The organism is Microbacterium sp. Clip185 (genome assembly GCF_028743715.1).
In the GTDB taxonomy this organism is placed as follows: Bacteria; Actinomycetota; Actinomycetes; order Actinomycetales; family Microbacteriaceae; genus Microbacterium.
This window is the reverse complement of record NZ_CP117996.1, coordinates 1454738-1478613: the sequence shown is the minus strand read 5'-3', so window position 1 is coordinate 1478613 and position 23876 is coordinate 1454738. Positions and strand designations below refer to the sequence as shown.

Genomic DNA, 23876 nt, shown 5'->3' with positions numbered 1-23876 from the left:
GGAAGACGCCGAGCTCACTGCTCGGTGTCGTCCGTGCCGCGCGCGTCGGAGCGGCGGCGAAGGAAGAGGATGAGTGCGAAGAGCGCGACCGCGATGCCCGCGCCCGCGGCGCCGACGAACGCGATGCGCAGCGCTCCGGCGTTCTCCTGACCGGCCTCGTCGGCCGTCGGATCGTCCGATTGCGCCGCCGGTTCGTCGTCCGTCGGAGCCGTCGGCTGCGCCGTGCGCTCGAGAGGCGTGCCGTCACCGATCGTGAACGGCACGGTGCCGGCGATCGGATGCCCGTCCGACGACACCACGCGCCACCGCACCTCGTACCCTGCTGCCGGCATGTCCGGCTGCAGGTCGACGCTGACCGTCGGGCCGTCGAGGACCGGCTCGGTGGCGGCCCAGTCGTGCCCCTCGGCGTCGGCGACGATCACCGCCGCACCGGTGTCGAGCACGTCGGCGGAGAAGGTCAGCGTGACCTGCGTGGGCGCTTCGGTGAGTCGTTGCCCGCTTTCGGGCGTGGAGGAGAGAAGTTCATCGTGAGCGGACGCGGGAGCGGCCACCGCCAAGACGGCGGCGAACGCCACCACGATCCCCGCGACGATACGTCGCGACAGGGACATGGGACACCTTTCGACAGCGGCGCGCTGACGCGCCGCACCACACGGGACACCTGTCGGGGCGACAGGCGGAAGCGCAGCACACGACGCCAGGGCGTCGAGGCCGCGTGATCAGACCGTGTGAAGGTGAGGTGGGCCCCGGCGGGCGATGTCTCGGAGGAGGAGGCGCGGGCGTACGCGGAGTGCGCGCGTGAAGACGGCGGACGCGAACCGGGGGGCGTCGACCTCGACGTCGGCGACAACGAGCGCGAGACGGATGCGGAGACGGCCGACGAGAGTGCGGGTCAGCTCGATGAGCGCACGCACGCAGCGCTCGCCGCGGTGCAGGGCGAGAACGGTGACGACGGCGGCGACGGCGTGACCGAGCCACATGACGGGATCGCCCTGCAGCGCGTCGGCCATGGGCGCGCTCGACGCCGGCGGCATCTCACCCATGCCGTGCATCGTGTGATGCCCCTGCGCCGCACCGGGCTCCGCGAAGGAGCCGAGCACGAAGAGGGTGTGGAAGAGCGCCTGACTCAGCACGACGGCCACGGAGAGACGCCACAAGGAGAGGCGGCGCCCCGTCAACACCGTGCACGCCGCGAGCGACAGCACGAAGGGGATGGCGATTCCGAGCCACCCCGGCACCGTGCCGCCCGCGCTCACATGCGAGAGGAGGGCGACGAAGGTCGCCACGGCCGCAGACGTCGCCCCGCGCAACAAGCGAGGAAGACGGGAACGGCGCACGAGCCTATTGTCGCAGCCGATGACGCGTCGCTCGACCCGAGCCGCCGCTCAGCCGTAGAACTGCTTCTCGAAGACGCGCCGCGACAGGCGTGCCACCCGCATCCAGTCCTCCTCGACCCGGGAGGCGGAGCGCGGCGGATACTCCAACAGACGCCCGATTCCGTCGAGGCGACGTCGGTCGGCGGGGAGCACGTCGCTCGTCTGCGCCGACAGCAGGGTGTTCGCCGAGCGCAGGCGACTGGCGAACCGCCAGGCCTCGTGAAGGCGCGGAACCGCGCTCTCAGGCAGCAACCCCGCCTCCCCGGCGGTGCGCAACGCATCCGTGGTCGACGTCGTGCGCAGCGCCGGCACGGCGTGAGCATGCTGCAGCTGCAGTAGCTGGACAAGCCATTCCACATCGCTGAGACCGCCGGGCCCGAGCTTGAGGTGGCGCGACGGATCGACGCCCTGCGGGAGCCGCTCGCTTTCGACGCGCGCCTTGATGCGTTTGATCTCTCGCACGCCCTGCGGGTCTGCACGCTCCGGGTACCGCACGCGGTCTGCCAGCTCTGTGAACGCGTCGATGAGCTTCACGCTCCCCGCGACGCCCCGAGCGCGCAGAAGCGCCTGCGCCTCCCACGACAGTGACCAGCGGCCGTAGTACTCCGCGTACGACTCCAGCGATCGCACGAGCGGACCGTTGCGCCCCTCGGGACGCAGATCGGCGTCCAGATCGAGGGGAACACGGTGGTCTTCGGAATGCGTGCGCAGCCCTTGCACGAGCTTCAGCGACAGCGCGTGCGCACGTTCCGGGTCGACACCGTTCGGCCGATACACGTACAGGACGTCCGCATCCGAGCCGAAGCCGAGCTCTCGTCCTCCGAAGCGCCCCATGGCGATGACGGAGAAGTCGAGCGCGTCGTCCTCGGGCGGCACGACCTCGCGACGCACGGCCCGCAGCGTCGCCTGGATGGTGACTTCCGTGATCGTGCTCAGCGAGTCGGCGAGCTCTTCAATTGTGAGGACACCGAGAACGGCGGCCATCGCCGTGCGCAGCAGCTCACGACGGCGCAGGGCCCGCACGAACGGCATCGCGTCGTCGAGGGTCTCATGCCGCGTCTGGATCGCCCGAGCCTCGGTCTGCAACGCGACACCGCTGCGGGGACGCAAGAGCTCCGGATCGTCGAGCCAGGCCGCCGCTTCCGGGATCCACTCCATCAGCTCGCCGATGTAGCGGGAGCCCGACAACACGCGGGTGAGGCTTTCGGCGGCCGCCGACGAGTCGCGCAGCAGGCGGAGGAACCACGGGGTGTCCCCCAGCCGCTCGCTGATGCGGCGGAAGGCGAGCAGCCCGTAGTCGGGATCCACACCGTCCGCGAACCACCGGATCATGATCGGCATGAGATGCCGCTGGATCGTGGCCTTTCGGCTGATGCCGCTCGTCAGCGCCGCGATGTGCCGGAGCGCGCCGGCCGGATCTTGGAACCCGATGGCCGCGAGCCGATCATGTGCCTGCGCGGCGGACAGTGTGCGCTCGCCCTCCGGAAGCGCCGCCACGGCCGACAGGAGCGGCCGGTAGAACAGGCGCACGTGGATGTCGCGCACCTCGCGCTTGACCCGCTCCCACTCCGCCGTGACCCCTGCGGCGCTGTCGGCGACGCCGCTGGCGCGCGCGAGCACGCGGCGATCATCGTCCTTCTCGGGCATGAGGTGCGTGCGGCGGAGTCCGCGCAACTGCAGCCGGTGCTCGAGCACACGGAGGAACCGATAGTCGCGGGCGAAAGCTGCGGCCTCGGCCCGCCCGATGTAGCCCTCTGCGACGAGCGCATCCAGCGCGTCCAGCGTGCCGCGCTGGCGGATGCGATCGTCAGTGAGACCGTGCACGAGCTGGAGCAGCTGCACCGTGAACTCGATGTCGCGGATGCCGCCGGGACCGAGCTTGATCTGCAGCGGCACCTCGTGCGCCGGGATGTGATCCGTGACGCGCTCCCGCATCCGCTGCACGCTGTCGACGAAGTTCTCGCGTGCGGCGCTCGTCCACACTTTGGGCTGCACGGCGGCGACGTACTCGCGTCCGAGCTCCAGGTCGCCGGCGAGTGGCCGCGCCTTCAGCAGCGCCTGGAACTCCCAGCTGCCCGCCCAGCGGTCGTAGTACGACAGGTGGGACTCGAGGGTACGCACGAGCGCCCCTTGTTTTCCCTCCGGGCGCAGGTTCGCATCGACCTCCCACAACGGCGGTTCGATCTCGATTCCCGAGATGCCCTGCATCGTCTGCACCGCGAGGCGCGTCGCGATGTCGATGAGGCGACTCGCGCCCCATTCCTCCTCGGCCCCCTCGGCGGCACCGCAGACGAAGATGACGTCGACGTCGCTGACGTAGTTGAGCTCGCGAGCGCCGGTCTTTCCCATGCCGATGATCGACAGGCGCGTCGCGGCTACCTGCTCCCGGGGAAAGAGCCCCCCGGGTCGGCCCTGCGAGATGCGGGTGCGGGCGACACTCAGCGAGGCCTCGAGGGCTGCGCCCGCAGCATCAGCGAGTGCCGCAGCCACCTCGGGGAGCACATCGATCGCGTCCGGTGCCCGTAGATCGAATGCCGCGATGCGAGCCAGCAGCCGCCGGTAGCGCACGCGCAGCGCGACCCAGGCTGATTCGTCACCTGATGCGGCGAAGCCGTCCTCGGCGCCCACCGACTCCTGCAGCTCCCGCTGCATCTCATCCGCCCGCGGCAGGATCTCACCCGCCGTCGCGAGGTCTGCGAGCTCTTCCGGATGGCGCAGATAGAACTCGCCGAATCCGTCCGATGCGCCCAGCAGCAGCCAGAACACGCGGCGCGCGTGCGGATCGCGCAGGGTCGCGGCGACCGCATCCGGGTTGCGACGCGCGATCCGGCTCGCACAGCGCAGCGCGCCGTCCGGGTCGGCGGCGAGACCCAGGTCGGTGATCACCTCGGCACGGCTGAGCGTCAGCAGCTCGACGAATTCGTCGAACGCCTGCTCCGCCGCCTCGAGATCGCCTAGTCCGAGACGGACGAGATCCGTTCTGCTCGAGGAGCGCTCCGTGCCGGCCATGGCCGGCTCAGAGCATCTCGAGGTTGCTCTGCAGCTCGAAGGGTGTCACCTGCGAACGGTAGCCCGCCCACTCGCGCCGCTTGTTGGCGAGCACGTAGGTGAAGACGGTCTCGCCCAGCGTCTCGGCGACGAGTTCGGACTCCTCCATGTACTGCAACGCCTGGTCGAGGCTCGCGGGAAGCGGTGCGTATCCGAGCGCGCGGCGCTCGGAATCGGTGAGCGACCACACGTTGTCCTCGGCCTCGGGCGGCAGTTCGTATTCCTCTTCGATGCCCTTGAGGCCGGCGGCGAGCATGAGCGCGTAGGCCAGGTAGGGGTTCGCGGCCGAGTCGAGGGCGCGGTACTCCACGCGCGAGGAGCCGCCCTTGTTGGGCTTGTAGAGCGGAACGCGCACGAGCGCCGACCGGTTGTTGTGACCCCAGCTGATGAAGCTGGGAGCCTCGTCGCCGCCCCACAGGCGCTTGTACGAGTTCACGAACTGGTTCGTGACCGCGGAGATCTCGTTCGCGTGACGCAGCAGACCCGCGATGAACTGGCGGCCGACCTTGGAGAGCTGGTACTGCGCACCCTCCTCGTAGAAGGCATTGCGGTCACCCTCGAAGAGCGACATGTGCGTGTGCATGCCGCTGCCGGGCTGCCCGCTGAGCGGCTTCGGCATGAAGGTCGCGTAGACGCCCTGCTCGATGGCCACTTCCTTGATGACCGTGCGGAACGTCATGATGTTGTCGGCGGTAGCCAGCGCGTCGGCGTAGCGGAGATCGATCTCGTTCTGACCGGGACCGCCCTCGTGGTGGCTGAACTCGACCGAAATGCCGAGGTCTTCCAGCATCCGCACCGAGCGGCGGCGGAAGTCGTGAGCCGTGCCGCCGGGGACGTTGTCGAAGTAGCCCGCGGAGTCGACCGGCTCGGGGCCGCCCGGGCCGTAGGTCGAGGACTTCAGCAGGTAGAACTCGATCTCGGGGTGCGTGTAGAAGGTGAACCCGGCATCCGATGCCTTCGCGAGCGTGCGCTTGAGCACGTGACGCGGGTCGGCGACGGCGGGCTGACCGTCGGGCGTGGTGATGTCGCAGAACATCCGCGCCGTCGGGTCGATCTCACCGCGCCACGGCAGGATCTGGAACGTCGTGGGATCCGGATGGGCCAGCAGATCGGATTCGAAGGTGCGGGTGAGCCCCTCGATCGCTGAACCGTCGAAGCCGAGGCCCTCGGTGAAGGCTCCCTCGACCTCGGCGGGAGCGATCGCCACCGACTTCAGGGTTCCGATGACATCGGTGAACCAGAGACGGATGAACTTGACGCCGCGCTCTTCGATCGTGCGCAGTACGAAATCGCGCTGCTTGTCCATGCTTTTCCTCCCGGCCCCGCAGGGGCCCGATCACGTGGTGGGGATGCGCTCCGAGCGGCGCGTCAGTCGTTCTCGAGGGCGTCGTCGGCCGCCCACTGCGCGGAGCGCTGCTTGATCAGTTCGGGGGCGTTCGCCGCCTCTTCGGCGGTGTCGAACGGACCGGCGCGGTCGATCGCCGGAGACTCGAAACCTCGCTCCACCTCACCGGTGGTGAGGTTGTACCAGTACTTCTCGCTGTCTTCGCTCACGGCAGACTCCTCATCGCTCTCGAGACGATCCTACTGATCGCGACCCGTGTGCTGGATAGGCTGAACCCATGGCAGCAGAGAAGTCTCGCGCGGTGGGTATCGACATCGGCGGAACCGGCATCAAAGGTGGAATCGTCGACCTCGAAAAGGGCGAGCTGATCAGCGACCGGATCAAGGTGTCCACACCTTCGGGAGCGGAGCCGAAGGACGTGCTGGATGCGGTGCGCAGCGTGCTCGACACTCTCGAGGTCGCGGACTCCGACTACCCGCTCGGTGTGGCCTTCCCCGCGATCGTGAAGAACGGTCGCACGCTGTCGGCTGCGAACGTCTCGGACAAGTGGATCGACTTCCCCGCCGAGGAGTTCTTCGAAGAAGGTCTCGGCCGCGACATCCACTTCGCCAACGACGCGGATGTGGCCGGCGTCGCCGAGATGCGCTTCGGCGCCGCGAAGGGCGTTGACGGGCTCACGATCCTCACGACCCTCGGCACCGGCATCGGCTCGGCTGTCATCTACAACAACGTCCTCATCCCCAACAGCGAGCTCGGCCACCTCCAGCGCGCGAAGCACGGCAAGGACGCCGAGGCGTACGCCGCCTACTCCGCGATGGAGCGCGACGAGCTGAGCTGGGAGGCGTGGGCCGAACGCCTGCAGTGGTACTACTCGCACGTCGAGTTCCTGTTCAGCCCTGACCTGTTCATCGTCGGCGGTGGCGTGTCCAAGCACGCGGACAAGTTCCTGCATCTGCTCGACCTGCGCACCCCGATCGTCCCCGCCGTGCATCGCAACAACGCGGGCATCATCGGCGCTGCGGCACTTTCGCTGGGCGTCGAGCCGGATCTCGAGGAGACCGTCACCGGTCAGTGACCGGGCGCCGGCGTTTCGACTCGCTGCGCTCGCTCAACGACCGGATGCGCAGCCACCCGTTCATTGAGCAAGCCGAAGGCGCGTCGAAACGCACCGGTTCCCGAGGAGGCGAGATGGGCGACACGCTGTTGGAACAGTCGCTGCGGGATCTGCACGCACTGCTGTCCTCGGTGAGCGAGACGTTCTGGGCGCAGTGGGCGGCGCGCGCGGCCGAACGCCTCGCCGCGGGCGGCGATCCCGGCGACGTACGCGGCGTGTTCGGCGGGATGGGCAGCCTGAACGATCTCGTCATCCACCCGGCAAACGGACACGCCGTCGCTGCCGATCAGGTCGCGCCCGTGAACCGACGGCTCGACGAACTCCGCGAGCGAATCTACGTCGAGTCCCGCGGGGACTAGGTCTGCGGCAGGCGGCGCGAATGGGCCGGCCTGTACGCCGGGTTCTGTCCGGGGGCTTTCGCCCCGTGGACGGTCATCTCTCTCGGCGACACGTTGCCGTGCCGCTCCAGCGGCCTACCCGGGGACTCGGCGAGCCGCGTCATCATCCCCTGTCTGGCCTTGCTCCGGACGAGGTTTACCTTGCGGGTCGTGTCACCACGACCCCGGTGGTCTCTTACACCACCCTTTCACCCTTACCCGGGCCGAAACCCGGGCGGTCTGCTCTCTGTGGCACTGTCTCGCGGATTGCTCCGGGTGGGTGTTACCCACCGCCCTGCCCTACGGAGCCCGGACGTTCCTCGGCGCGGTTTCCCGCGACGCGACCGTCCAGCCGACCCATTCGCGCTCCGAGTCTACCGGGGCGCGTCCGCATCCTCCGGATCGTGCCGGATGACCTCGACGTCGAGCGGGAAGTCGATCGGGAACGTGCCGAACAGCAGGCGTCCGGCCGCCTCGGCGGCTTCGGTCACGGCTTGCGCAGCCGCATCCGCCAACTCCTCCGGCGCGTGCACCATGACCTCGTCGTGGAGGAAGAACACGAGATGCGCGCGGTCTGCGAACGCGGGCCCGGATGCGGATGCGGGCGGCCCTGATGTCGTCGGCAGCGCATCCAGGCGCCGGCGGATCTCTGCCAACCAGCACAACGCCCACTCCGCCGCCGTGCCCTGCACCACGAAGTTCCTCGTGAAGCGGCCGCGTTCGCGAGCGGCGCGCAGCGCGCTCTCGCGTACTCCCTGTTCCGCGTCCGCTTCGCTGGCGCGCGACTGCAGCGCGAGCCACGGCGCCTCCGCGCCGGGCGTGCCGCGTCCGAGCCAGGTAGCCACCCCGCGGCCGTCCTCCCCGGCGACCGCCGCATCGTCGACGAGAGCCATCGCGGTCGGGAACGTTTTCCGCAGACGCGGCACGAGGCGTCCGCTGTCACCGGTGGTCGCGCCGTACATCGCCCCGAGAACCGCATACTTGGCCTCTTCGCGGGTCGCGACCGCTCCCGTCGCGACGATCCCTTCGTAGAGATCCCGCCCGCGCGCAGCCTCCGCCATCCGGGTGTCACGCGACATGGCCGCCAGCACCCGCGGCTCGAGCTGGGCCACATCCGCATCGACGATGACCCACCCAGGGTCAGGACGCACGGCCGGACGCAACTGCCGTGGGATCTGAAGCGCTCCCCCGCCGCTCGACGCCCAGCGACCGGTCACCACGCCTGCCGGCACGTACACGGGGCGAAAGCGATCATCGCGTACCCACTCGTCCAGCCACGCCCACCCGTTCGCCGTGTAGAGCCTCGCGAGCTTCTTGTACTCCAGCAGTGGCTCCACCACCGGATGCTCGACGTGGGCGAGCTCCCACTTGCTCGTCGAGCCGACCGTCAGCCCGGCCCGATGCAGCGCGCGCAGCACTCGCGGCGGAGAGTCCAGCGACAACGACGCGTCACCGAGCGCTGCACGCACCCGTTCGCCGACCTCGCGCATGCGGTCGGGCGCGCCGCCGCCGACGGGGCGACGGCCGAGCGTGTCGACCAGGATCCGCTCGTGTGTCGCACGATGCCAGGGCAGCCCCGCCGCGTGCATCTCGGCTGCGACCATGGCGCCGGCGGATTCAGCCGTGATGAGCAGGGTCAATCGTCCCGGGTCCCCAGATGCCGAGATCACTTCCAGCTGGGCTCGCCACTCGGCCTCGACCTCGTCCACGCCGAAGGCGGGAACCTCATCGAACGCAAACAGCGTCTCAGCGCCGTCGGCAACGGTGGGAGCGAGATCCCATCGATCCCTTGCGCTCCACGGCAGATTCGCCGGGCTCAGCGGACTGTGGCGCAGGATGCGGCGCGCCAGCCGCGCATCCCACGCACGCGCAACGCGCTCCCCCGCCGCGAGATACGCGGGGTAACTCGCAGCGGTGTCGGCCCACACCCAGCGGGTGGTCGTTGTCGCGCCGCCCGCATCGTCGGAGATGTCACGGGCACCATCTGCTGCGACGATGCGCCAGGCCGCCGGCGGCCCGCTGTCGCGGCCGGTCATCGCATCCGGCGGCTCGGGATCACAACCCCGACTCGGCAGTGCGCACGAGAATGCATCCGCACTCCGGGCATGTCGCCACGACATCGTCGGCGACCTGCCTGAGCGCGGCGAGGTCGGTGCCGGAGAGCATCATGTGGCAGCCGCCGCAGGTGCGGGCCTGGAAGAGCGCCGCCCCGGCCGAGCGCGTCGCGAGCTTCTCATACAGCGCGAGGAGCGGCTCGGGAACGGAACCGGCGATGGCGGCCCGGTCGCGGCCCAGCTGCTGCTCGAGAGCCGACGCGGCCTCCACCGTCTCCTTCGCCTCAGCCGACAGGCGCGAGCCCTCTTCGTTGTTCGCGGCCACGAGCTGCTGCTGCTCGGCGACAGCCGCCTCCGCGGCTTCGAGACGCTCCATGAGCTCTAGTTGGGTCTCTTCGAGCTCGTCCTGACGACGGGTGAGAGATGCGAGCTCACGCTCCAACCCGACGGCGTCCTTCGCGCTCGCCGTCTTCTGCAGCAGTTCGTCATCGCGCTGGCGACGCGCGACGACCAGCGCCACATCGCCCTCGACACGTCGCAGCTCTGTCGTCACATCGTCGACGACGTTCAGACGCGCGGCGAGCTCCTGCGCGAGCTGCTGCTTGGCCTTGACGAGCTCACCGATCCGCGCGGCCTGCGGCGGATTGCGCCGGGCGTGGTCGGCCTGCGCCCGGCGGGCGTCGATGTCGGCGAGATCCAACAGGCGCAACTGATCAGCGTGGGCAGCGTTCACCCCTCCAACCTACGCCAGCGCACAGGGCACCGCGGCGGCAGCCCGGTGACGGCTTGTTACCTCCCGTGTCGGCCGGTGTGCTCCGGACCGTGAGGCTCGTTAGTTTCGGGACTCGACCCCCGTCCGCCCGAGGAGCCCGCCATGAGCACCGCCGTCGCCACGGACCGCACCCATCAGGATGCGGGAACGCCCGCATCCCGTCTGCACTTCGACCGCCTGGGGCGCACCTTCGGCACGCACGTCGTGCTCGATGGGATCGATCTGACGGTCGAGCCGGGCGAGCTGGTCGCCATCCTCGGCGCCTCGGGTTCCGGCAAGTCGACGCTCCTGCGCATCGCCGGCGGCCTCGACCACGCCAGCGAGGGATCGGTGTCGATCGACGGCGAGCCCGTCGCCGCGCATGACGCCCGCGTCGCGATCGGTTTCCAGGAGCCGCGGCTGCTGCCCTGGCGATCGGTGTCGGAGAACATCGCACTCGGACTTCCGGCCGACCTCTCGCGCGACGAGCGCTCGCAGCGGATCGGATCGCTCCTTGAGCTCATCGGACTCACCGCCTTCGCGAGCCACCGACCCCGCGAGATCTCGGGCGGGATGGCGCAGCGCACCTCGCTCGCCCGTGCGCTCGCGCGGCGGCCCGGCGTGCTCCTGCTCGACGAGCCGTTCGGCGCCCTCGATGCGCTCACGCGGCTCAAGATGCAGGACCTCCTGCTCTCGATCCTCGATGAAGCACCCACGACCACGCTTCTGGTCACCCACGATGTCGACGAGGCACTACAGGTCGCTGACCGGGTCATCGTGCTGGGAGTCGAGCCGGGCTCGGCCGGAGCGCGCATCCAGCGCCTGGTGACAGTTCCCGGAGACCGGCCGCGCGATCGCGGCTCAGCCGAGCTGGCGGAGCTCCGCGCCGATCTTCTCGGTGCACTCGGCATCGATCGCCACGCCCACTGACCTCTTCCCTTCCGCACCCTCCCTTTCCACAGCAATCGAAAGGCCCTTCATGTCCCGCTCCCGCCGTCTCCTCGGTGCGTTGGCCGGCTTCGCCGTCGCCGCCGTCGCCCTCTCGGGCTGTGTTGCCGGGGAGGATGCTCCTGCTCCCGCGGGCAGCGACGCCGCCGCATCCGATGTCACCATCAAGCTCGACTGGGCCACTTACAACCCGCTCAGCCTCATCATCAAGGACCAGGGGTGGCTCGAAGCCGACGGCTACAACGTCGAGTGGGTGCAGTCGCTGGGCTCGTCGAAGGCCAACGAGGCGCTGCGCGCCGGGGCCATCGACTTCGGGTCCACGGCCGGCTCCGCCGCGCTCCTTGCCCGAGCCAACGGCGTTCCGCAGCAGATCGTGGATGTCGTCGCTCAGCCCGAATGGTCGGCGCTCGTCGTGCCCGCCGACTCCGACATCACCTCCGTCGCCGATCTGAAGGGCAAGTCGGTCGCGGCCGCCCTCGGCACCGACCCGTACTTCTTCCTCGTTCAGGCGCTGGAGGCGGAGGGGCTGTCGATCGACGACGTCACCGTGCAGAACCTCATCCACGCCGACGGCTGGGCGGCGCTGCAGGGTGGATCCGTGCAGGCATGGGCCGGGCTCGACCCGATCATGGCGTCTGCGGAGGCGAGCGGCGCGAAGCTGCTGTACCGCAACCTCGACTTCAACTCCTACAGCGTGCTCAACGCCACCGAGTCGATCATCAACGACCACCCGGAGGTCGTCCAGGCCGTCGTCGACGCCTACGAGCGGGCACGCGCCTGGGCACTCGAGAACCCCGACAAGACCGCGCAGGTGCTTGCCGATGCCGCGGCGATCGATCTCTCCGTGGCGCAGAAGGTCATCGACGAGCGCGAGGGACTGGATATCGATCCCGTTCCCGGGTCCGCACTGTCGGCCGTGCTCGCTCCGATCGGTGCGATTCAGGTCTCTCTCGGCGACGTGACCTCGCAGGACAAGGTGGACAAGGCGCTCGACTCGCTCTTCGCACCGGAGTTCGCAGAGAAGGCCAAGGGCTGAGTCCCGCATCCGAGAGGACGACACGACGATGAGCACGACCGGCACCGCCCCCCGCACGGCGCAGACCGCATCCGCACGCGGACCGTTGTCACGTCGCGGCGTGCGGACCCTGCTGGGTTGGGTGGTGCCGGTCGTCCTCGTCACGCTGTGGTTCCTGCTCACGAACCCCGCGGCGCCCATCGTGCCGGCGTACAAGCTGCCGAGCCCGGAGGCCGTCGTCACCGCGGGTGTTGATCTCGCTCAGCGGGGAGAGCTGTGGCAGTTCACTGCCATCTCGCTGCAGCGCGTCATCATCGGGTTCGCTTTCGGAGCGCTGCTGGGCATCTCTTTCGGCGGGCTCATCGGCCTGTCGCGGTTCTGGGACGCGCTGCTCTCCCCCACGCTCGGTGTCATCCGCGCCGTTCCCAGCCTCGCGTGGGTGCCGCTGCTGATCGTGTGGTTCCAGGTCGGCGAGCAGTCAAAGATCATCCTGATCGCGATCGGCGCGTTCTTCCCGGTCTTCACGACCGTTTCACTGGCGTTGCGTCACGTGGACGCGCAGCTGGTCGAGATGGGTCGCTCGTTCGGCTACACCGGCCTGCGCCTGTTCTTCACGGTGCAACTGCCCGCGGTTCTTCCAGCTCTGTTCTCCGGCCTTCGCCTCGCTCTCGTGCAGGCGTGGCTCTTCCTGGTGGCGGCGGAACTGCTGGGCGCGTCCATGGGTCTCGGATTCCTGCTGCTGAGGGGCGGGAACAATGGCCGCGTCGACCAGATCGTGCTGGCCATCATCCTGCTGGCGGTCATCGGCAAGCTCACCGACTCCCTGCTCGCCCTCGTGCAACGCTGGGCCGTGCGCCGCTGGGGCTGACCTCTCCTCCCCTGCGCTTCGCACGCGCGTGCAGCTCGCCCGTCGGCGCGCACGTCGGAGATTCGGCGTTCCGTCGGAGGTTTCGGCCCGAATCCTCCGACATTGGCGCAAAGCTCCGACGTTCGACCGGGCGACGGTGCGCACGGCGAGCGGATGCGGGCCGTCGACCTGTGGATAAGCCCAGCCTGCGCCGCCCGGCCGCGGCTACCGTGGCGACATGTCCCGTCGTCACGTCTCGATTACGGCCATGATCGGCCTGTTCGTGACCTTGAGCGTGTCCGCTTGCACCACGCCCTCGCCGGAACCGACGCCCACCCCGACGGGATTCGCGTCCGAAGCCGAGGCCTTCGCTGCCGCCGAGGCGACCTACCGCGCGTACATCGATGCGTCTAATGCCGTTGATACGGGCGACCCTTCGACCTTCGCCGCTGTGTTCGACGCCACCGGCGGCGAGCTCAATGCATCAGCAAAGGAGAGCCTGTCCCAGATGCACGCAAATGGCACTGTGGTGACAGGCGACAGTAGCTACTCCAACGCTGAGCTCATCGACTGGAACCCACCAATCGCATCAATCGCGGTGTGCCTCGATGTATCTCATGTGAGCGTCGCGGACGCTGACGGCCGTTCGTTAGTCTCGCCGGACCGACCGCCTATTCAATCTATCGCTGCGGACGTGGACCTGGACGCGAGGAGAGTCATCGAGATCCGACCGAGCGGACTGGCTGGGCGATGTTGAGCGCTTCAGTTCCGTTGCTTCTCGTGGCTGCACTTGCCACAGTCGCACCCACCGCTTCGGGAGGCTGCGAGTACGACGCTGGATGGACTGGCGGATGCGCAAGCACCGACGGCACCTCCGTGATCGTGGAGGGGACGCAGACGCAGCCGGGAATCGACGGCGGCGGCTCGGAGTGGATTCCCAAGGGCGGCACCGACGGCGGCGGTGCCGCACCCGCAGAGCCGAAGAACCCGTTCGGCATGGACCTTCTCTACGAACAGATCCCCCAGGACGAGCCGACCGAGGAGATTCCCGCCGTCACCGTGGCCGATCTCGCCGCGTTCAGTCCGCAGAAGCCCTCGTTCACGGCGGAACCTGCGGGTCTCGGAGTTGCAGGGCTGCCCACCAACGTCATCGCCGGCGCGTCCGAGCACACCGTTGCGGGCACACTGTTCGATCGCCCCGTGACGGTGCGCTTCACCCCGGTCGGGTACCGGTTCGACTACGGCGACGGCACGATCAGCACGACCTCGACGGGCGGCGCAGCGTGGGCCGACCTCGGGCAGGCTCAGTTCACGCCGACTCCCACGAGCCACACCTTCGCCTCCCCCGGCGACTACACCGTCAACGTCAGCGTGGCCTATACGGCCGTCGTCGACTTCGGTGTCACGACTCGAGTCGTCAACGGGACGGTCACCGCGAACGCGGCACCTCAGACACTGAGCGTGCTCGAGGCCCGCACGGCCCTCGTCGACAAGACGTGCGCACAGAATCCGCGCGGTCCCGGCTGCTGAAGCGTCCGCCTCAGGCGTGCATCCGTGCGCCTTTGACGATCCGGTCGACGACGTTCTTCGGGCCGCGCAGCGCGACGCCCACGAGGTCAAGCTGCGCCGTCGGCACCGCGGCAACCGCCGCGCGATTCGCCTCGTCGTGCCCGGATGCGAACAACTCGGCGGTGTAGATCGCGAGCGGCAGCTCGCGCCGTACCGCACGCTCTCGCGCCGCGGCCAGCATCGCCGCATCCGCGGACATCACCACGACCGGTTGGCGGAGCATCGGAAGGTACGTGATGCCGTCGCCGTCTCGGTACGGTTCGCCGGTGAGCCCGGGTTCGTTCGTCGCGACGCCCGACATCAGGAAAGCCGTGACGTTCAGTTCCTGCCACGGTAGGAGGTCCTCTCGCAGCACGACGACGACCTTCGTATCGAAGCGGACGGGTATGGATGCAGAGTCAACGGAAGTCACCCGTTCATCGTCGCGCCGCGACCGGTCGCGGGTCTTGTACGTTTCTTGCATGACCGAGCGGGTGACGGCGTGGCGTCCGGGGGTCCCGCTCGTCCAAGAGGTGCTGCATGCGACCTTCGCCGAGCACGCGTATCCCGCGCACACGCACGACGCCTGGACAGTGCTGTCGATCGACACCGGTGCGGTCGTGTACGACCTGGACGGACGCCGTCAGCATGCGGATGCGGCCAGCGTGACCATCCTGCCGCCGCACGTCGCGCACGACGGACAGTCAGAGACGCGCGGGACTGCCTTCCGCAAGCGCGTGCTGTACCTCGACGAGTGTTGGCTGCCCGCGGGACTGATCGGGGCATCCGCTCGCCGCCCCTCTCTCACGGGAGCTCGTTCTCGGGCCATGATCGAACAGATCCACCGTGCGCTCAGCACACGGGGTGACTCCCTGGTCGCGGAAGGCGTCGTGCTGCGTCTCGGCGATCTGATCCAGCGACATCTGGGCACAGAGATCGTGACGCGCGCCGATGCACCGCTTGCCCGACGGCTGCGGACCATGCTCGACGACCGTCTGGCCGAACCGTTCACCATCGACGAGGCCGCCGGCCTCCTCGATGCACACCCGAGCCACCTGGTGCGTGTCTTCTCGCGGACGTACGGCATCCCGCCGCACCGGTACGTCATCGGCCGTCGCATCGACCGTGCGCGACATCTCCTGCTCGCCGGAGTATCTCCGGCGGAGACCGCGGCCCGCAGCGGCTTCCACGATCAGGCTCATCTCACCCGTCATTTCCGCCGCACACTCGGCACCACCCCGGCCGCCTTCGCAGCCTGAGTGGATGGCGGTCAGGGTGCGCCGGTCATCAGGGTCACTCGCGCCAGCGTCCCGTTCTCCATCTCCAGGTGCATGTACCGGCCGCGCACGATGTAGCGCACCCAGGTCTCGCCTTCTCGTTCGGGCACTCCGAGAAGTGCGAGGACATCCGCTTTCGTCGATTCGGAACCGAGCCCCGCGACCAGCCGGTCGGGATGCGGGTAGTCGGCGAGTGCGATCCAGACCGTCTGGATGCCGTACCGGTCCGACTCGACCTCCATTCCCGCGCGGCGCAGTCCACGCGACGACGCGCGAAGCCTGGCCTTGAGCGGACGGCCCAGAAGAGCGCCCAGATCCTCGGTCACCGCCGCACCGTCGGGTCGTCCGAGCATCGAGATGAGCGTGTCGACGTCACCGCCGATCTCCGTCTGCGCAGCCTCCCCCGCGGGCGCAGGCCCGATCGTGGGCTCCTTGCCGAACCGAGCATCCAGCCACATCGTGAACTCGTCGTCGCCGACAGCGGGCCATTCCGGCGGCACCTCGAGCCCAAGCTCGCCGCGGACCCAGGTCCGGAACTTCCCCGCGGCGGCCACGGCGTCGACGTTCGCCGGCGGCCGCCCCAGTTCGTCGCGCGTCAGCTCGTCGTAACCGATCGCGAGCAGCTGTACGAACTGCTCGGCGTCATCCGCCAGTACGTAACCGTCACCCTCCGAGCCGAGGAGGACGACCCGCATCCGTTCGCCGTCGAGCCACAGCGCGGCGAGCGAACCGTCGCCACTGACCACGGCGAAGGGCAGGACGTCCTCGGGCGCCTCACCGTCGAACCACTCGGAGACCGACAGGGATGCAGTGAGCTCGAAAGCCCAGGCGACGGGGTGCGATTCCAGCCACGCCCACGCTCGGTCGAGTTTCTCCGGGACGCCCTTCCAATGTGGCTGATCCGCCAAGAGTTCACGCGAGAGCCGCGAGCGGGGTACGGGTCCGGATGCGTTCACGTGAGGTCAGCAGCGACAGCGAAGCGCCTCGGGGTTTCTCGCACCTCAGCCGCCGAGCGAGTCGGCGAACCCAGACAGCTTCCCGTCGGCGCTCGTCGTGCCGAAGAGCGTGTCGACATCGACGGTGATCGTCTCGGTCATCGGCGTCGCGCCGGGCACAGTGATCTCCAGCGGGTAGGTCCCGGCGAACGCCATGACACGCGGCGACGACCCGGACAGGTTCTCGAACGCTGAGGTGACGTCCACCCCGTTCACGCTGTAGCGCGTACCGGAGGGCAGGTCGGAAGTGCCCGTCGCATCGAAGCCCTCCGACCCCGAATCGACGAGCAAGACCCAGTGCTCCGGCACGCCGCCGCTCTTCTCCACGAACTCGAGTCGCACGGTCTCCGACCGCTCGTCGGCCCCCACGGCATACGTGACATCGATTTCGGCGTCATCGCCATCGTCGGAGATCTTCGGCTCGCCCACATTCTTGAGCGTCGGCCGATCCGTCAGAGTCTCGTACACCTCGTCGCCGAGAAACGGAGCATCCGCAGCGCTCTCATCGATTGCGAGATCGGTCATCCGCAACGCCGCTGTCGCCTGTCCTCCCGCAAGATAGCCGAAGAAGGTCTCGACCTGACCCGGGATACCCGCCGTCTTCGCATCGAACTCCGGTGGCCCGTCCAGCGGCGCCACCGAGGGAGCGCAGGCGGAGACGCCGAGAGCCACGGCCAGCAGCAAACCGGCCAGCGGCAGGCGTAGATGCAACGGTGCGCGCGTCATGATCAGCCCAGAGTCGCAGCGGGCCAGCTGCCGTTCGGGAAGCCGTAGAGGTTCGCCATCTCCTGCTTCAGCTGATCCGCCTTAGCTTTGGAATCCGTGAAGTTGGTGCCGAACGAGGCCACGGCATCCACGCCGAGCTGAGCGAGATTCGTGCACACCGTTACGATCTTCGGCACAGCGTCCAGCCACTCCAACGGGTCAGCGGTGATGAAGGAGGCGCCCGCGTTGATCTGGTCGAGCACGTAGGTGGCAATGCGCTTTGCGAAGTCGATCCACGTGTTCAGGATCTTCTGCGCATAGTCGCTCAGGAAGTCGATCATCCCGTCGACGTAGCCGACGACGGTCTCCATCGCGGTGCTCTGACGGCCCGCGAGCGCGCCGTACCCGTCACCGGGGTCACCCTTCCAGCTCGTGTCTGCTTTGAGGTAGTCCGCCGTGATGGTCGTGCGAGAACCACTGATCTTCTGCTTGACGAGGATCCACTCGTCCTGTTTCGCGTACATCGCGAACGGGTTGCCCGGGCTGAGGTAGTCGGCGATGGTCGCCAAGAACTCACCGAACTTCTCCACGGCGATCTGCAGCTTGTCGCGCACCTCCCCCATGCGGTCCATGAACCACTCCATGAACTTCTCCCACAACGAGATGTCGTCCTTCTTGCGGTTGAAGGTCTCGACGCACTCGTCGAGGTTTTCGCGCATGTCATCGATGCCGTCGGTGACGCCCTTGACCAATGAGTCGAAGGTGCCCTGATCACTAGGAATGACAGTTGTCACGGTGTCTCCTCGTTCCCCGTACTCAGACTCAGCCCTGATCGAGCAGCCACTGCGAGTAGCCGTCGGCGGCCTCGTAGTTCCGCTTGGTCTCGAGCAGCTTGTCGGAAACGCTCTGCAACTCGGCGACGGCGCTGTCGATGAGGGTGTAGATCGTCTGTTGCGCGGTGTTGTAGTTGGCCTCGGCGCCGGACATGTGGCCGAATCCGTCCATCTCGTAGCGGCCGAGCTCGCAGCCGTCTGCGATCGTGCGCACATCGGCGAACGTCCCGGACAGCGTGCTCCACGCGGTGGCATCCTGCTTGAGGTCGTCGAGCGCGGCCTCGTAGTCCTGATGACTCATCGTTCCTCCTATGTATCGAGAGCTTCAGTGAGCACGCGCGCTCACACGCGTCCTTCGGCCGCGTGGACCTCTCTCACCACAGCGCTCAGCTCGGGAAGGCCATCGAGCGCTTCCTGTTGCCGCACGTCCAGCTGCTCACGAGCCCGAGCGAACAGATCGACGATCTCCCGTTCGAGTTGCGCCTCGGGGGTGAACTGCGCGTTCCGTGCATCGATGGTGAGACGCCGGACTCCGGTGCCCACGACTTCCAGCGTCACCTCGCCGGACGGGCTGCGGAGCTCGACGGTCTCGCGCGCCGCCTCCATCACCGATTGCCGGTAGGTATCGAGTTGCGCGAACGCCGTCAGCACCGTCTCGAGTCGGCCCATAAGCTCATGCCGGTCACTGGAGGGCTTCTGAAGCGGCACGAAGCTCGACGTCGCGTCGCTCGCACGCTGCCGCACCGCATCATCGGCACCGAGTTCGGTGGCGGTCTCGCCCCGTGCCGCGCGGCTCGCCTGAACGAGCGTCAGAACGACCGCGCCGGCATCCTCGGGCCGCACGCGCTGCCACCAGTTCTGCGCGAAGCGCACGGCGTCGACCTTGCCGTCGCCATCGACCGACACACGGATGGATTCGGACTCGTCCCCCTGCATCCACACGTCCGGATCATCGCGGTAAAGCTCACTGAGGCGCTGCTGGATGTCTGCCATCTCCGCCATCACTGGCTCCACAGCCGCTGGGTAGCGCGCTGGGCGTCGCTGAAGACCTCGTTCGACTCCTCGGTGCGCCGGCGGATGCGCTCCAACTCGTCGTGGAGCTGCGCCATACTGGCGATCCAGCGCTCCTGGGCGATCTTGTAGGCCTGGTGGGCGTCGCCGCTCCACTCACCGCTGAGACGGTCGAGTTCCGCTTTCAACCCGTCGAGGATGCGCGCGATCTCCGCACGCGCACGCTCCATCTCCGCAACGAGCAGCTCGATACGCGAGCCGCCGACTCTGAGCTCACCTGTCATGGCGCTCCCCCTTCGCACTCAGCCCGATGATGTCACGATCGGCCCGCGCGAATCCGGCTGTTGTCAGGATGTGGAGAAGTGCGATATTGCCTTCGCGACGCGCGCCCCCCCGACCGGTGTGCTTCACCCTCGCTGCCGCATACGGTGGGCCCTGCCGGGATCGAACCGACGACATCCACGGTGTAAACGTGGCGCTCTACCAGCTGAGCTAAAGGCCCTTCGTGGACAGTCTAGGCGGCGCCAGGCCTGGGGCCGATTCGCCATGTCACCCGGGGGCGTCTACACACTCGCTAAGCTGGACGATGGTGCATTTGTCCACTGCCGACAAGGCTCGCACCAACCCGATGGTTCCTTCCGGCAAGACCTGCCGTGTGATGAAAGGCGTCTCGTGACTGTCAACCAACAGGATCCGTACTCGCAGGGCCCCCTCGACAGCGATCCGGAAGAGACCGCGGAATGGCGCGAGTCGCTGGAGCAGCTCGTCCAGGCGAAGGGCCGCGGGCGCGGTCGCGAGATCATGCTGAGCCTCCTCCAGGACTCGCGTGAGCTGCACCTCGGTGTGCCGATGGTTCCCACCACCGACTACATCAACACGATCGCCCCCGAGAACGAGCCGGACTTCCCCGGCGACGAGGAGGTCGAGCGCCGCTACCGCGCATGGATCCGCTGGAACGCGGCCATGACCGTGCACCGCGCGCAGCGCCCGGGCATCGGCGTCGGTGGCCACATCTCGACCTATGCCTCGTCGGCAGCCCTCTATGAGGTCGGCTTCAACCACTTCTTCCGCGGCCTCGACGACCCGAACGGCGGCGACCAGGTCTTCTTCCAGGGCCACGCCTCCCCCGGCATGTACGCGCGGTCCTTCCTCGAGGGTCGCCTGAGCGAGCAGCAGCTCGACGGCTTCCGCCAGGAGAAGTCGGCAGCACCTCTCGGGCTTCCCTCGTACCCGCACCCGCGCCTGCTGCCCGAGTACTGGCAATTCCCCACCGTCTCGATGGGCCTCGGCCCGATCAACGCCATCTACCAGGCGATGACGAACAAGTACCTCACCAACCGCGGCATGAAGGACCTGTCCGACTCGCACGTCTGGGCGTTCCTCGGCGACGGCGAGATGGATGAGGTCGAGAGCCGCGGCCAGCTCCAGGTCGCCGCGAACGAGGGTCTCGACAACCTGACCTTCGTCGTCAACTGCAACCTGCAGCGCCTCGACGGGCCCGTCCGCGGCAACGGAAAGATCATCCAGGAGCTGGAGAGCTTCTTCCGCGGTGCGGGCTGGAACGTCATCAAGGTCATCTGGGGCCGCGAGTGGGACTCGCTGCTCGCCAACGACGACCAGGGTGCCCTGCTCAACCTCATGAACGTCACCCCCGACGGCGACTTCCAGACCTACAAGGCTGAGAACGGCGCGTACATCCGCGAGAACTTCTTCGGTCGTGACGAGCGCGCCGCTGCCCTGGTCAAGGACTACACGGACGACCAGATCTGGAACCTCAAGCGTGGCGGCCACGACTACCGCAAGGTGTACGCGGCGTTCAAGGCGGCTGTCGAGCACAAGGGTCAGCCGACGGTCATCCTCGCGCACACCATCAAGGGCTACGGCCTGGGTCCGCACTTCGAGGGTCGCAACGCGACCCACCAGATGAAGAAGATGACCCTCGACGACCTCAAGCACTTCCGCGACGCGATGCACATCCCCGTCTCGGACGCGCAGCTCGAGGAGAACCCGTACCAGCCTCCGTACTACAACCCCGGAGCGCAGGACGAGACCATCCGGTACATGGTGGAGCGCCGTCGCCAGCTCGGCGGGTTCCTCCCCGAGCGCCGCACCACGCACGTCGGTCTGGAGCTGCCGGACGACAAGGCATATGCCCTGCCGAAGAAGGGCTCGGGCACGCAGGAGATCGCGACGACCATGGCCTTCGTGCGCCTGCTGAAGGACCTGCTGCGCGTCAAGGGCTTCGGCGAGCGGATCGTTCCGATCATCCCGGACGAGGCCCGCACGTTCGGTATGGACGCCTACTTCCCGACGGCGAAGATCTACAACCCGAACGGCCAGAACTACACCTCGGTCGACCGCGAGCTGCTCCTTGCGTACAAGGAGAGCCCGCAGGGCCAGATCATGCACGTCGGCATCAACGAGGCCGGCGCCATGGCGGCGTTCACCGCCACGAGCACCTCGTACGCGACGCACGGTCAGCCGCTCATCCCGGTCTACATCTTCTACTCGATGTTCGGCTTCCAGCGCACGGGCGACGCCCAGTGGGCCGTCGGCGACCAGATGGGCCGCGGCTTCATCATCGGCGCCACCGCCGGTCGCACGACGCTGACCGGTGAGGGACTCCAGCACGCCGACGGTCACTCGCATCTGCTGGCCTCGACGAACCCGGCGACCGTGTCGTACGACCCCGCCTACGGCTACGAGATCGCCCACATCGTGCGCTCGGGCATCGAGCGGATGTACGGCGGCAACCACCCCGACCCGAACGTCATGTACTACATCACGGTCTACAACGAGCCGATCGTGCAGCCCGCTGAGCCGGAGGGCGTCGACGTCGAAGGCATCGTGCGCGGCATCCACCGCATCTCCGAGGCCTCTGGCGACGGACACCGCGCGCAGATCCTCGCCTCCGGCGTGGGTGTGCCGTGGGCGCTCGAGGCGCAGAAGCTGCTGAGCGAGGACTGGGGCGTGAGCGCCGACGTGTGGTCGGTCACCTCTTGGTCCGAGCTGCGCAACGACGGTCTCGCCGCCGAGCAGCACAACTTCCTGAACCCGGATGCGGAACCGCGCACTGCCTACCTGACCGAGAAGCTGCGCGACGCGCAGGGGCCGGTCGTGGGTGTGAGCGACTTCATGCATGCCGTGCAGGATCAGATCCGCCAGTGGGTTCCGGGCCGCTACCTCACCCTGGGCGCCGACGGCTTCGGCTTCTCGGACACCCGCGCGGCCGCGCGTCGGTTCTTCAAGATCGACGGCCCCTCGATCGTCGTGCGCACCCTGCAGGGCCTGGTTGATGAGGGGCGTCTCGACCGCTCCGTCATCGCTCAGGCGATCGAGAAGTACCGCCTGCACGACGTGAACGCCGGAACCTCCGGCAACGCCGGCGGCGAGAGCTGAGAATGAGCCGATCCCCGGAGTCGTCGTCGGACAAGACGGAGACACTCGCCTGGTTGCGACGCATCTCCGGGGATCTGGCCACGGTCACTCTCAAGCGCCTCGAAGACACGCTGCCCTGGTACGCCGACATGCCGCCGGCCAGGCGCTCGTCGGTGGGCCTCGTGGCCCAGGCCGGCATCACCTCGTTCATCCAGTGGTACGACGATCCGACAGCGACGCCGTGGATTGCCGCAGACATCTTCGCCGCGGCGCCCCGCGAACTGCTGCGATCGGTGAGCCTGCAGCAGACGCTGCAGCTCATCCGCGTAACCGTCGAGGTCACCGAGGAGCGCGTCGCGGGCCGGGGGGAGGATCTGCGCGAGGCGATCCTGCTCTACTCGCGCGAGCTCGCGTTCACGGCCGCCGACGTCTACGCACGCGCCGCAGAGGCACGCGGCCTGTGGGATGCGCGGCTGGAGGCTCTCGTCGTCGACTCGATCCTCACCGGCGAAGCCGACGAGGAGCTGCCGAGCCGCATCGCCGCCCTGGGATGGCACGGACACGGCGAAGTCTCCGTCCTCGTCGGAACAACGCCGCCGCAGTTCGACGTCGACCAGCTTCGTCGCATGGCGCGCAAGCTGGGTGTGGATGTCCTCGTGGGCGTGCAGGGGTCCCGGCTCGTGCTCGTGATCGGACGTACCGACGCTGATCACCGCGCCGGCGGCGACGAGCAGTCCGAGCTTCCGTTCCCCGAGATCGCTCGGCGCCTCGAGCCCGGTTTCGGAACCGGCCACCTCGTTCTCGGCCCCACAGTTCCCGCACTCGTCGACGCGGGCCAGAGTGCCCGTGCCGCCCTCGCCGGGTTCGCGGTAGCCCGAGCCTGGCGCAATGCACCGCGCCCCGTCGAGGCCGACGACCTGCTGCCCGAGCGGGCACTGGCAGGGGATCCCCTCGCCAAGCACACGCTGGTCGAACGGATCTACCGCCCGCTCAAGGCCCACAGCTCCGACCTCGTCACGACGCTGTGGAGCTACCTCGACAACGGCCGCTCGCTCGAGGCCACGGCCCGCGAGCTGTTCGTGCACCCGAACACCGTGCGGTACCGGCTCAAGCGCGTCTCCGACGTGATCGGCTGGGACGCGACGGGCCCCCGTGAGGCGCTCATCCTCCAGACGGCACTGGTTCTCGGCGCCATCGGAACAGACAACACGCGCCGTCGCGCCGCGGGGACACGCCGCCCGCGCTGATAATTGG

Annotated in this window: 24 protein-coding genes, 1 tRNA gene and 1 other RNA gene; 10 read left to right on the top strand and 16 right to left on the bottom strand. The window is 68.2% G+C overall.

Annotated features, from left to right (window positions below; all coding sequences use genetic code 11):
* Positions 1 to 14 precede the first annotated feature (14 nt).
* From PQV94_RS07110 to PQV94_RS07090, 5 genes are all read right to left on the bottom strand, one after another.
* A complete protein-coding gene (locus PQV94_RS07110) occupies positions 15 to 611 on the bottom strand; it encodes a copper resistance CopC family protein (RefSeq protein WP_274288059.1) in 597 nt (198 codons plus the stop codon).
* Between the two features lie 108 nt (positions 612 to 719).
* Entirely contained in the window at positions 720 to 1337 is a 618-nt protein-coding gene (locus tag PQV94_RS07105) for a hypothetical protein (protein ID WP_274288058.1), read from the bottom strand.
* Positions 1338 to 1385: 48 nt separating this feature from the next.
* Positions 1386 to 4385 carry a bifunctional [glutamine synthetase] adenylyltransferase/[glutamine synthetase]-adenylyl-L-tyrosine phosphorylase gene (locus PQV94_RS07100; RefSeq protein ID WP_274288057.1) on the bottom strand — a complete coding sequence of 1000 codons (3000 nt, stop codon included), beginning with the start codon at positions 4383 to 4385 and terminating at the stop codon, positions 1386 to 1388.
* 7 nt (positions 4386 to 4392) lie between these two features.
* Positions 4393 to 5730 carry a glutamine synthetase family protein gene (locus PQV94_RS07095; RefSeq protein ID WP_274288056.1) on the bottom strand — a complete coding sequence of 446 codons (1338 nt, stop codon included), beginning with the start codon at positions 5728 to 5730 and terminating at the stop codon, positions 4393 to 4395.
* A gap of 62 nt (positions 5731 to 5792) precedes the next feature.
* A complete protein-coding gene (locus PQV94_RS07090) occupies positions 5793 to 5978 on the bottom strand; it encodes an SPOR domain-containing protein (protein ID WP_137416882.1) in 186 nt (61 codons plus the stop codon).
* A 68-nt stretch (positions 5979 to 6046) separates the two neighbouring features.
* On the opposite strand from PQV94_RS07090, the gene ppgK reads away from it, so the two are divergent.
* On the top strand, positions 6047 to 6844 hold the full coding sequence (gene ppgK, locus PQV94_RS07085) for a polyphosphate--glucose phosphotransferase (RefSeq protein ID WP_274288055.1): 798 nt from the start codon (positions 6047 to 6049) through the stop codon (positions 6842 to 6844).
* 113 nt (positions 6845 to 6957) lie between these two features.
* Positions 6958 to 7242: a DUF6966 domain-containing protein gene (locus PQV94_RS07080; RefSeq protein WP_274288054.1), complete on the top strand. Its 285-nt coding sequence runs from the start codon at positions 6958 to 6960 to the stop codon at positions 7240 to 7242.
* 17 nt (positions 7243 to 7259) lie between these two features.
* On the opposite strand, the gene rnpB is transcribed toward PQV94_RS07080, so the two are convergent.
* The 3 genes from rnpB to PQV94_RS07065 form a co-directional block, all read right to left on the bottom strand.
* Positions 7260 to 7620: RNase P RNA component class A (rnpB, locus tag PQV94_RS07075), an RNA gene on the bottom strand.
* A gap of 14 nt (positions 7621 to 7634) precedes the next feature.
* Entirely contained in the window at positions 7635 to 9296 is a 1662-nt protein-coding gene (locus PQV94_RS07070; RefSeq protein WP_274288053.1) for a bifunctional 3'-5' exonuclease/DNA polymerase, read from the bottom strand.
* A 19-nt stretch (positions 9297 to 9315) separates the two neighbouring features.
* Positions 9316 to 10047 carry a zinc ribbon domain-containing protein gene (locus PQV94_RS07065; RefSeq protein WP_274288052.1) on the bottom strand — a complete coding sequence of 244 codons (732 nt, stop codon included), beginning with the start codon at positions 10045 to 10047 and terminating at the stop codon, positions 9316 to 9318.
* A gap of 141 nt (positions 10048 to 10188) precedes the next feature.
* Here PQV94_RS07065 and PQV94_RS07060 point away from each other — a divergent pair, with 141 nt between their 5' ends.
* From PQV94_RS07060 to PQV94_RS07040, 5 genes are all read left to right on the top strand, one after another.
* Positions 10189 to 10995 (top strand): ABC transporter ATP-binding protein, encoded by an 807-nt coding sequence (locus PQV94_RS07060; protein ID WP_274288051.1) that lies wholly within the window; start codon positions 10189 to 10191, stop codon positions 10993 to 10995.
* Between the two features lie 49 nt (positions 10996 to 11044).
* Complete coding sequence (locus PQV94_RS07055; RefSeq protein ID WP_274288050.1) at positions 11045 to 12049, top strand: aliphatic sulfonate ABC transporter substrate-binding protein; 1005 nt, start codon at positions 11045 to 11047, stop codon at positions 12047 to 12049.
* Positions 12050 to 12077: 28 nt separating this feature from the next.
* Positions 12078 to 12896: an ABC transporter permease gene (locus PQV94_RS07050; RefSeq protein ID WP_274288049.1), complete on the top strand. Its 819-nt coding sequence runs from the start codon at positions 12078 to 12080 to the stop codon at positions 12894 to 12896.
* 217 nt (positions 12897 to 13113) lie between these two features.
* Positions 13114 to 13632 carry a hypothetical protein gene (locus tag PQV94_RS07045; RefSeq protein WP_274288048.1) on the top strand — a complete coding sequence of 173 codons (519 nt, stop codon included), beginning with the start codon at positions 13114 to 13116 and terminating at the stop codon, positions 13630 to 13632.
* A gap of 119 nt (positions 13633 to 13751) precedes the next feature.
* A complete protein-coding gene (locus PQV94_RS07040; protein ID WP_274288047.1) occupies positions 13752 to 14405 on the top strand; it encodes a PKD domain-containing protein in 654 nt (217 codons plus the stop codon).
* A gap of 10 nt (positions 14406 to 14415) precedes the next feature.
* On the opposite strand, the gene PQV94_RS07035 is transcribed toward PQV94_RS07040, so the two are convergent.
* Positions 14416 to 14856: a DUF2000 family protein gene (locus PQV94_RS07035; protein WP_274288046.1), complete on the bottom strand. Its 441-nt coding sequence runs from the start codon at positions 14854 to 14856 to the stop codon at positions 14416 to 14418.
* A 49-nt stretch (positions 14857 to 14905) separates the two neighbouring features.
* Between PQV94_RS07035 and PQV94_RS07030 the strand changes: the two genes are divergently transcribed.
* On the top strand, positions 14906 to 15682 hold the full coding sequence (locus PQV94_RS07030) for a helix-turn-helix transcriptional regulator (protein ID WP_274288045.1): 777 nt from the start codon (positions 14906 to 14908) through the stop codon (positions 15680 to 15682).
* Positions 15683 to 15693: 11 nt separating this feature from the next.
* Here the strand turns inward: PQV94_RS07030 and PQV94_RS07025 are convergent, their stop codons facing one another.
* From PQV94_RS07025 to PQV94_RS06995, 7 genes are all read right to left on the bottom strand, one after another.
* Positions 15694 to 16608, bottom strand: a complete 915-nt coding sequence (locus PQV94_RS07025; RefSeq protein ID WP_274288044.1) for a hypothetical protein — start codon at positions 16606 to 16608, stop codon at positions 15694 to 15696.
* 93 nt (positions 16609 to 16701) lie between these two features.
* Complete coding sequence (locus PQV94_RS07020) at positions 16702 to 17421, bottom strand: hypothetical protein (RefSeq protein ID WP_274288043.1); 720 nt, start codon at positions 17419 to 17421, stop codon at positions 16702 to 16704.
* 2 nt (positions 17422 to 17423) lie between these two features.
* Positions 17424 to 18194 carry a hypothetical protein gene (locus PQV94_RS07015; protein ID WP_274288042.1) on the bottom strand — a complete coding sequence of 257 codons (771 nt, stop codon included), beginning with the start codon at positions 18192 to 18194 and terminating at the stop codon, positions 17424 to 17426.
* A 28-nt stretch (positions 18195 to 18222) separates the two neighbouring features.
* Positions 18223 to 18534 (bottom strand): hypothetical protein, encoded by a 312-nt coding sequence (locus tag PQV94_RS07010; RefSeq protein WP_274288041.1) that lies wholly within the window; start codon positions 18532 to 18534, stop codon positions 18223 to 18225.
* Positions 18535 to 18575: 41 nt separating this feature from the next.
* A complete protein-coding gene (locus PQV94_RS07005; protein WP_274288040.1) occupies positions 18576 to 19235 on the bottom strand; it encodes a hypothetical protein in 660 nt (219 codons plus the stop codon).
* Positions 19235 to 19528 carry a WXG100 family type VII secretion target gene (locus PQV94_RS07000; protein WP_274288039.1) on the bottom strand — a complete coding sequence of 98 codons (294 nt, stop codon included), beginning with the start codon at positions 19526 to 19528 and terminating at the stop codon, positions 19235 to 19237. Before PQV94_RS07000 ends, PQV94_RS07005 begins: the two co-directional genes overlap by 1 nt.
* 145 nt (positions 19529 to 19673) lie before the next feature.
* A tRNA-Val gene (locus PQV94_RS06995) sits at positions 19674 to 19746 on the bottom strand.
* Positions 19747 to 19916: 170 nt separating this feature from the next.
* Between PQV94_RS06995 and aceE the strand changes: the two genes are divergently transcribed.
* Both aceE and PQV94_RS06985 read left to right on the top strand, forming a co-directional pair.
* A complete protein-coding gene (gene aceE, locus PQV94_RS06990; RefSeq protein WP_274288038.1) occupies positions 19917 to 22643 on the top strand; it encodes a pyruvate dehydrogenase (acetyl-transferring), homodimeric type in 2727 nt (908 codons plus the stop codon).
* 2 nt (positions 22644 to 22645) lie between these two features.
* Positions 22646 to 23869, top strand: a complete 1224-nt coding sequence (locus PQV94_RS06985; protein WP_137416865.1) for a PucR family transcriptional regulator — start codon at positions 22646 to 22648, stop codon at positions 23867 to 23869.
* Positions 23870 to 23876: the final 7 nt, after the last annotated feature.

Coding starts and splice junctions, on each gene's coding strand:
- PQV94_RS07110 (WP_274288059.1), bottom strand. CDS start 611: ATGTCCCTGTCGCGACGTATCGTCGCGGGGATCGTGGTGGCGTTCGCC.
- PQV94_RS07100 (WP_274288057.1), bottom strand. CDS start 4,385: ATGGCCGGCACGGAGCGCTCCTCGAGCAGAACGGATCTCGTCCGTCTC.
- PQV94_RS07095 (WP_274288056.1), bottom strand. CDS start 5,730: ATGGACAAGCAGCGCGATTTCGTACTGCGCACGATCGAAGAGCGCGGC.
- ppgK (WP_274288055.1), top strand. CDS start 6,047: ATGGCAGCAGAGAAGTCTCGCGCGGTGGGTATCGACATCGGCGGAACC.
- PQV94_RS07080 (WP_274288054.1), top strand. CDS start 6,958: ATGGGCGACACGCTGTTGGAACAGTCGCTGCGGGATCTGCACGCACTG.
- PQV94_RS07070 (WP_274288053.1), bottom strand. CDS start 9,296: ATGACCGGCCGCGACAGCGGGCCGCCGGCGGCCTGGCGCATCGTCGCA.
- PQV94_RS07060 (WP_274288051.1), top strand. CDS start 10,189: ATGAGCACCGCCGTCGCCACGGACCGCACCCATCAGGATGCGGGAACG.
- PQV94_RS07055 (WP_274288050.1), top strand. CDS start 11,045: ATGTCCCGCTCCCGCCGTCTCCTCGGTGCGTTGGCCGGCTTCGCCGTC.
- PQV94_RS07050 (WP_274288049.1), top strand. CDS start 12,078: ATGAGCACGACCGGCACCGCCCCCCGCACGGCGCAGACCGCATCCGCA.
- PQV94_RS07045 (WP_274288048.1), top strand. CDS start 13,114: ATGTCCCGTCGTCACGTCTCGATTACGGCCATGATCGGCCTGTTCGTG.
- PQV94_RS07030 (WP_274288045.1), top strand. CDS start 14,906: ATGACCGAGCGGGTGACGGCGTGGCGTCCGGGGGTCCCGCTCGTCCAA.
- PQV94_RS07020 (WP_274288043.1), bottom strand. CDS start 17,421: ATGACGCGCGCACCGTTGCATCTACGCCTGCCGCTGGCCGGTTTGCTG.
- PQV94_RS07010 (WP_274288041.1), bottom strand. CDS start 18,534: ATGAGTCATCAGGACTACGAGGCCGCGCTCGACGACCTCAAGCAGGAT.
- PQV94_RS07005 (WP_274288040.1), bottom strand. CDS start 19,235: ATGGCGGAGATGGCAGACATCCAGCAGCGCCTCAGTGAGCTTTACCGC.
- PQV94_RS07000 (WP_274288039.1), bottom strand. CDS start 19,528: ATGACAGGTGAGCTCAGAGTCGGCGGCTCGCGTATCGAGCTGCTCGTT.
- PQV94_RS06985 (WP_137416865.1), top strand. CDS start 22,646: ATGAGCCGATCCCCGGAGTCGTCGTCGGACAAGACGGAGACACTCGCC.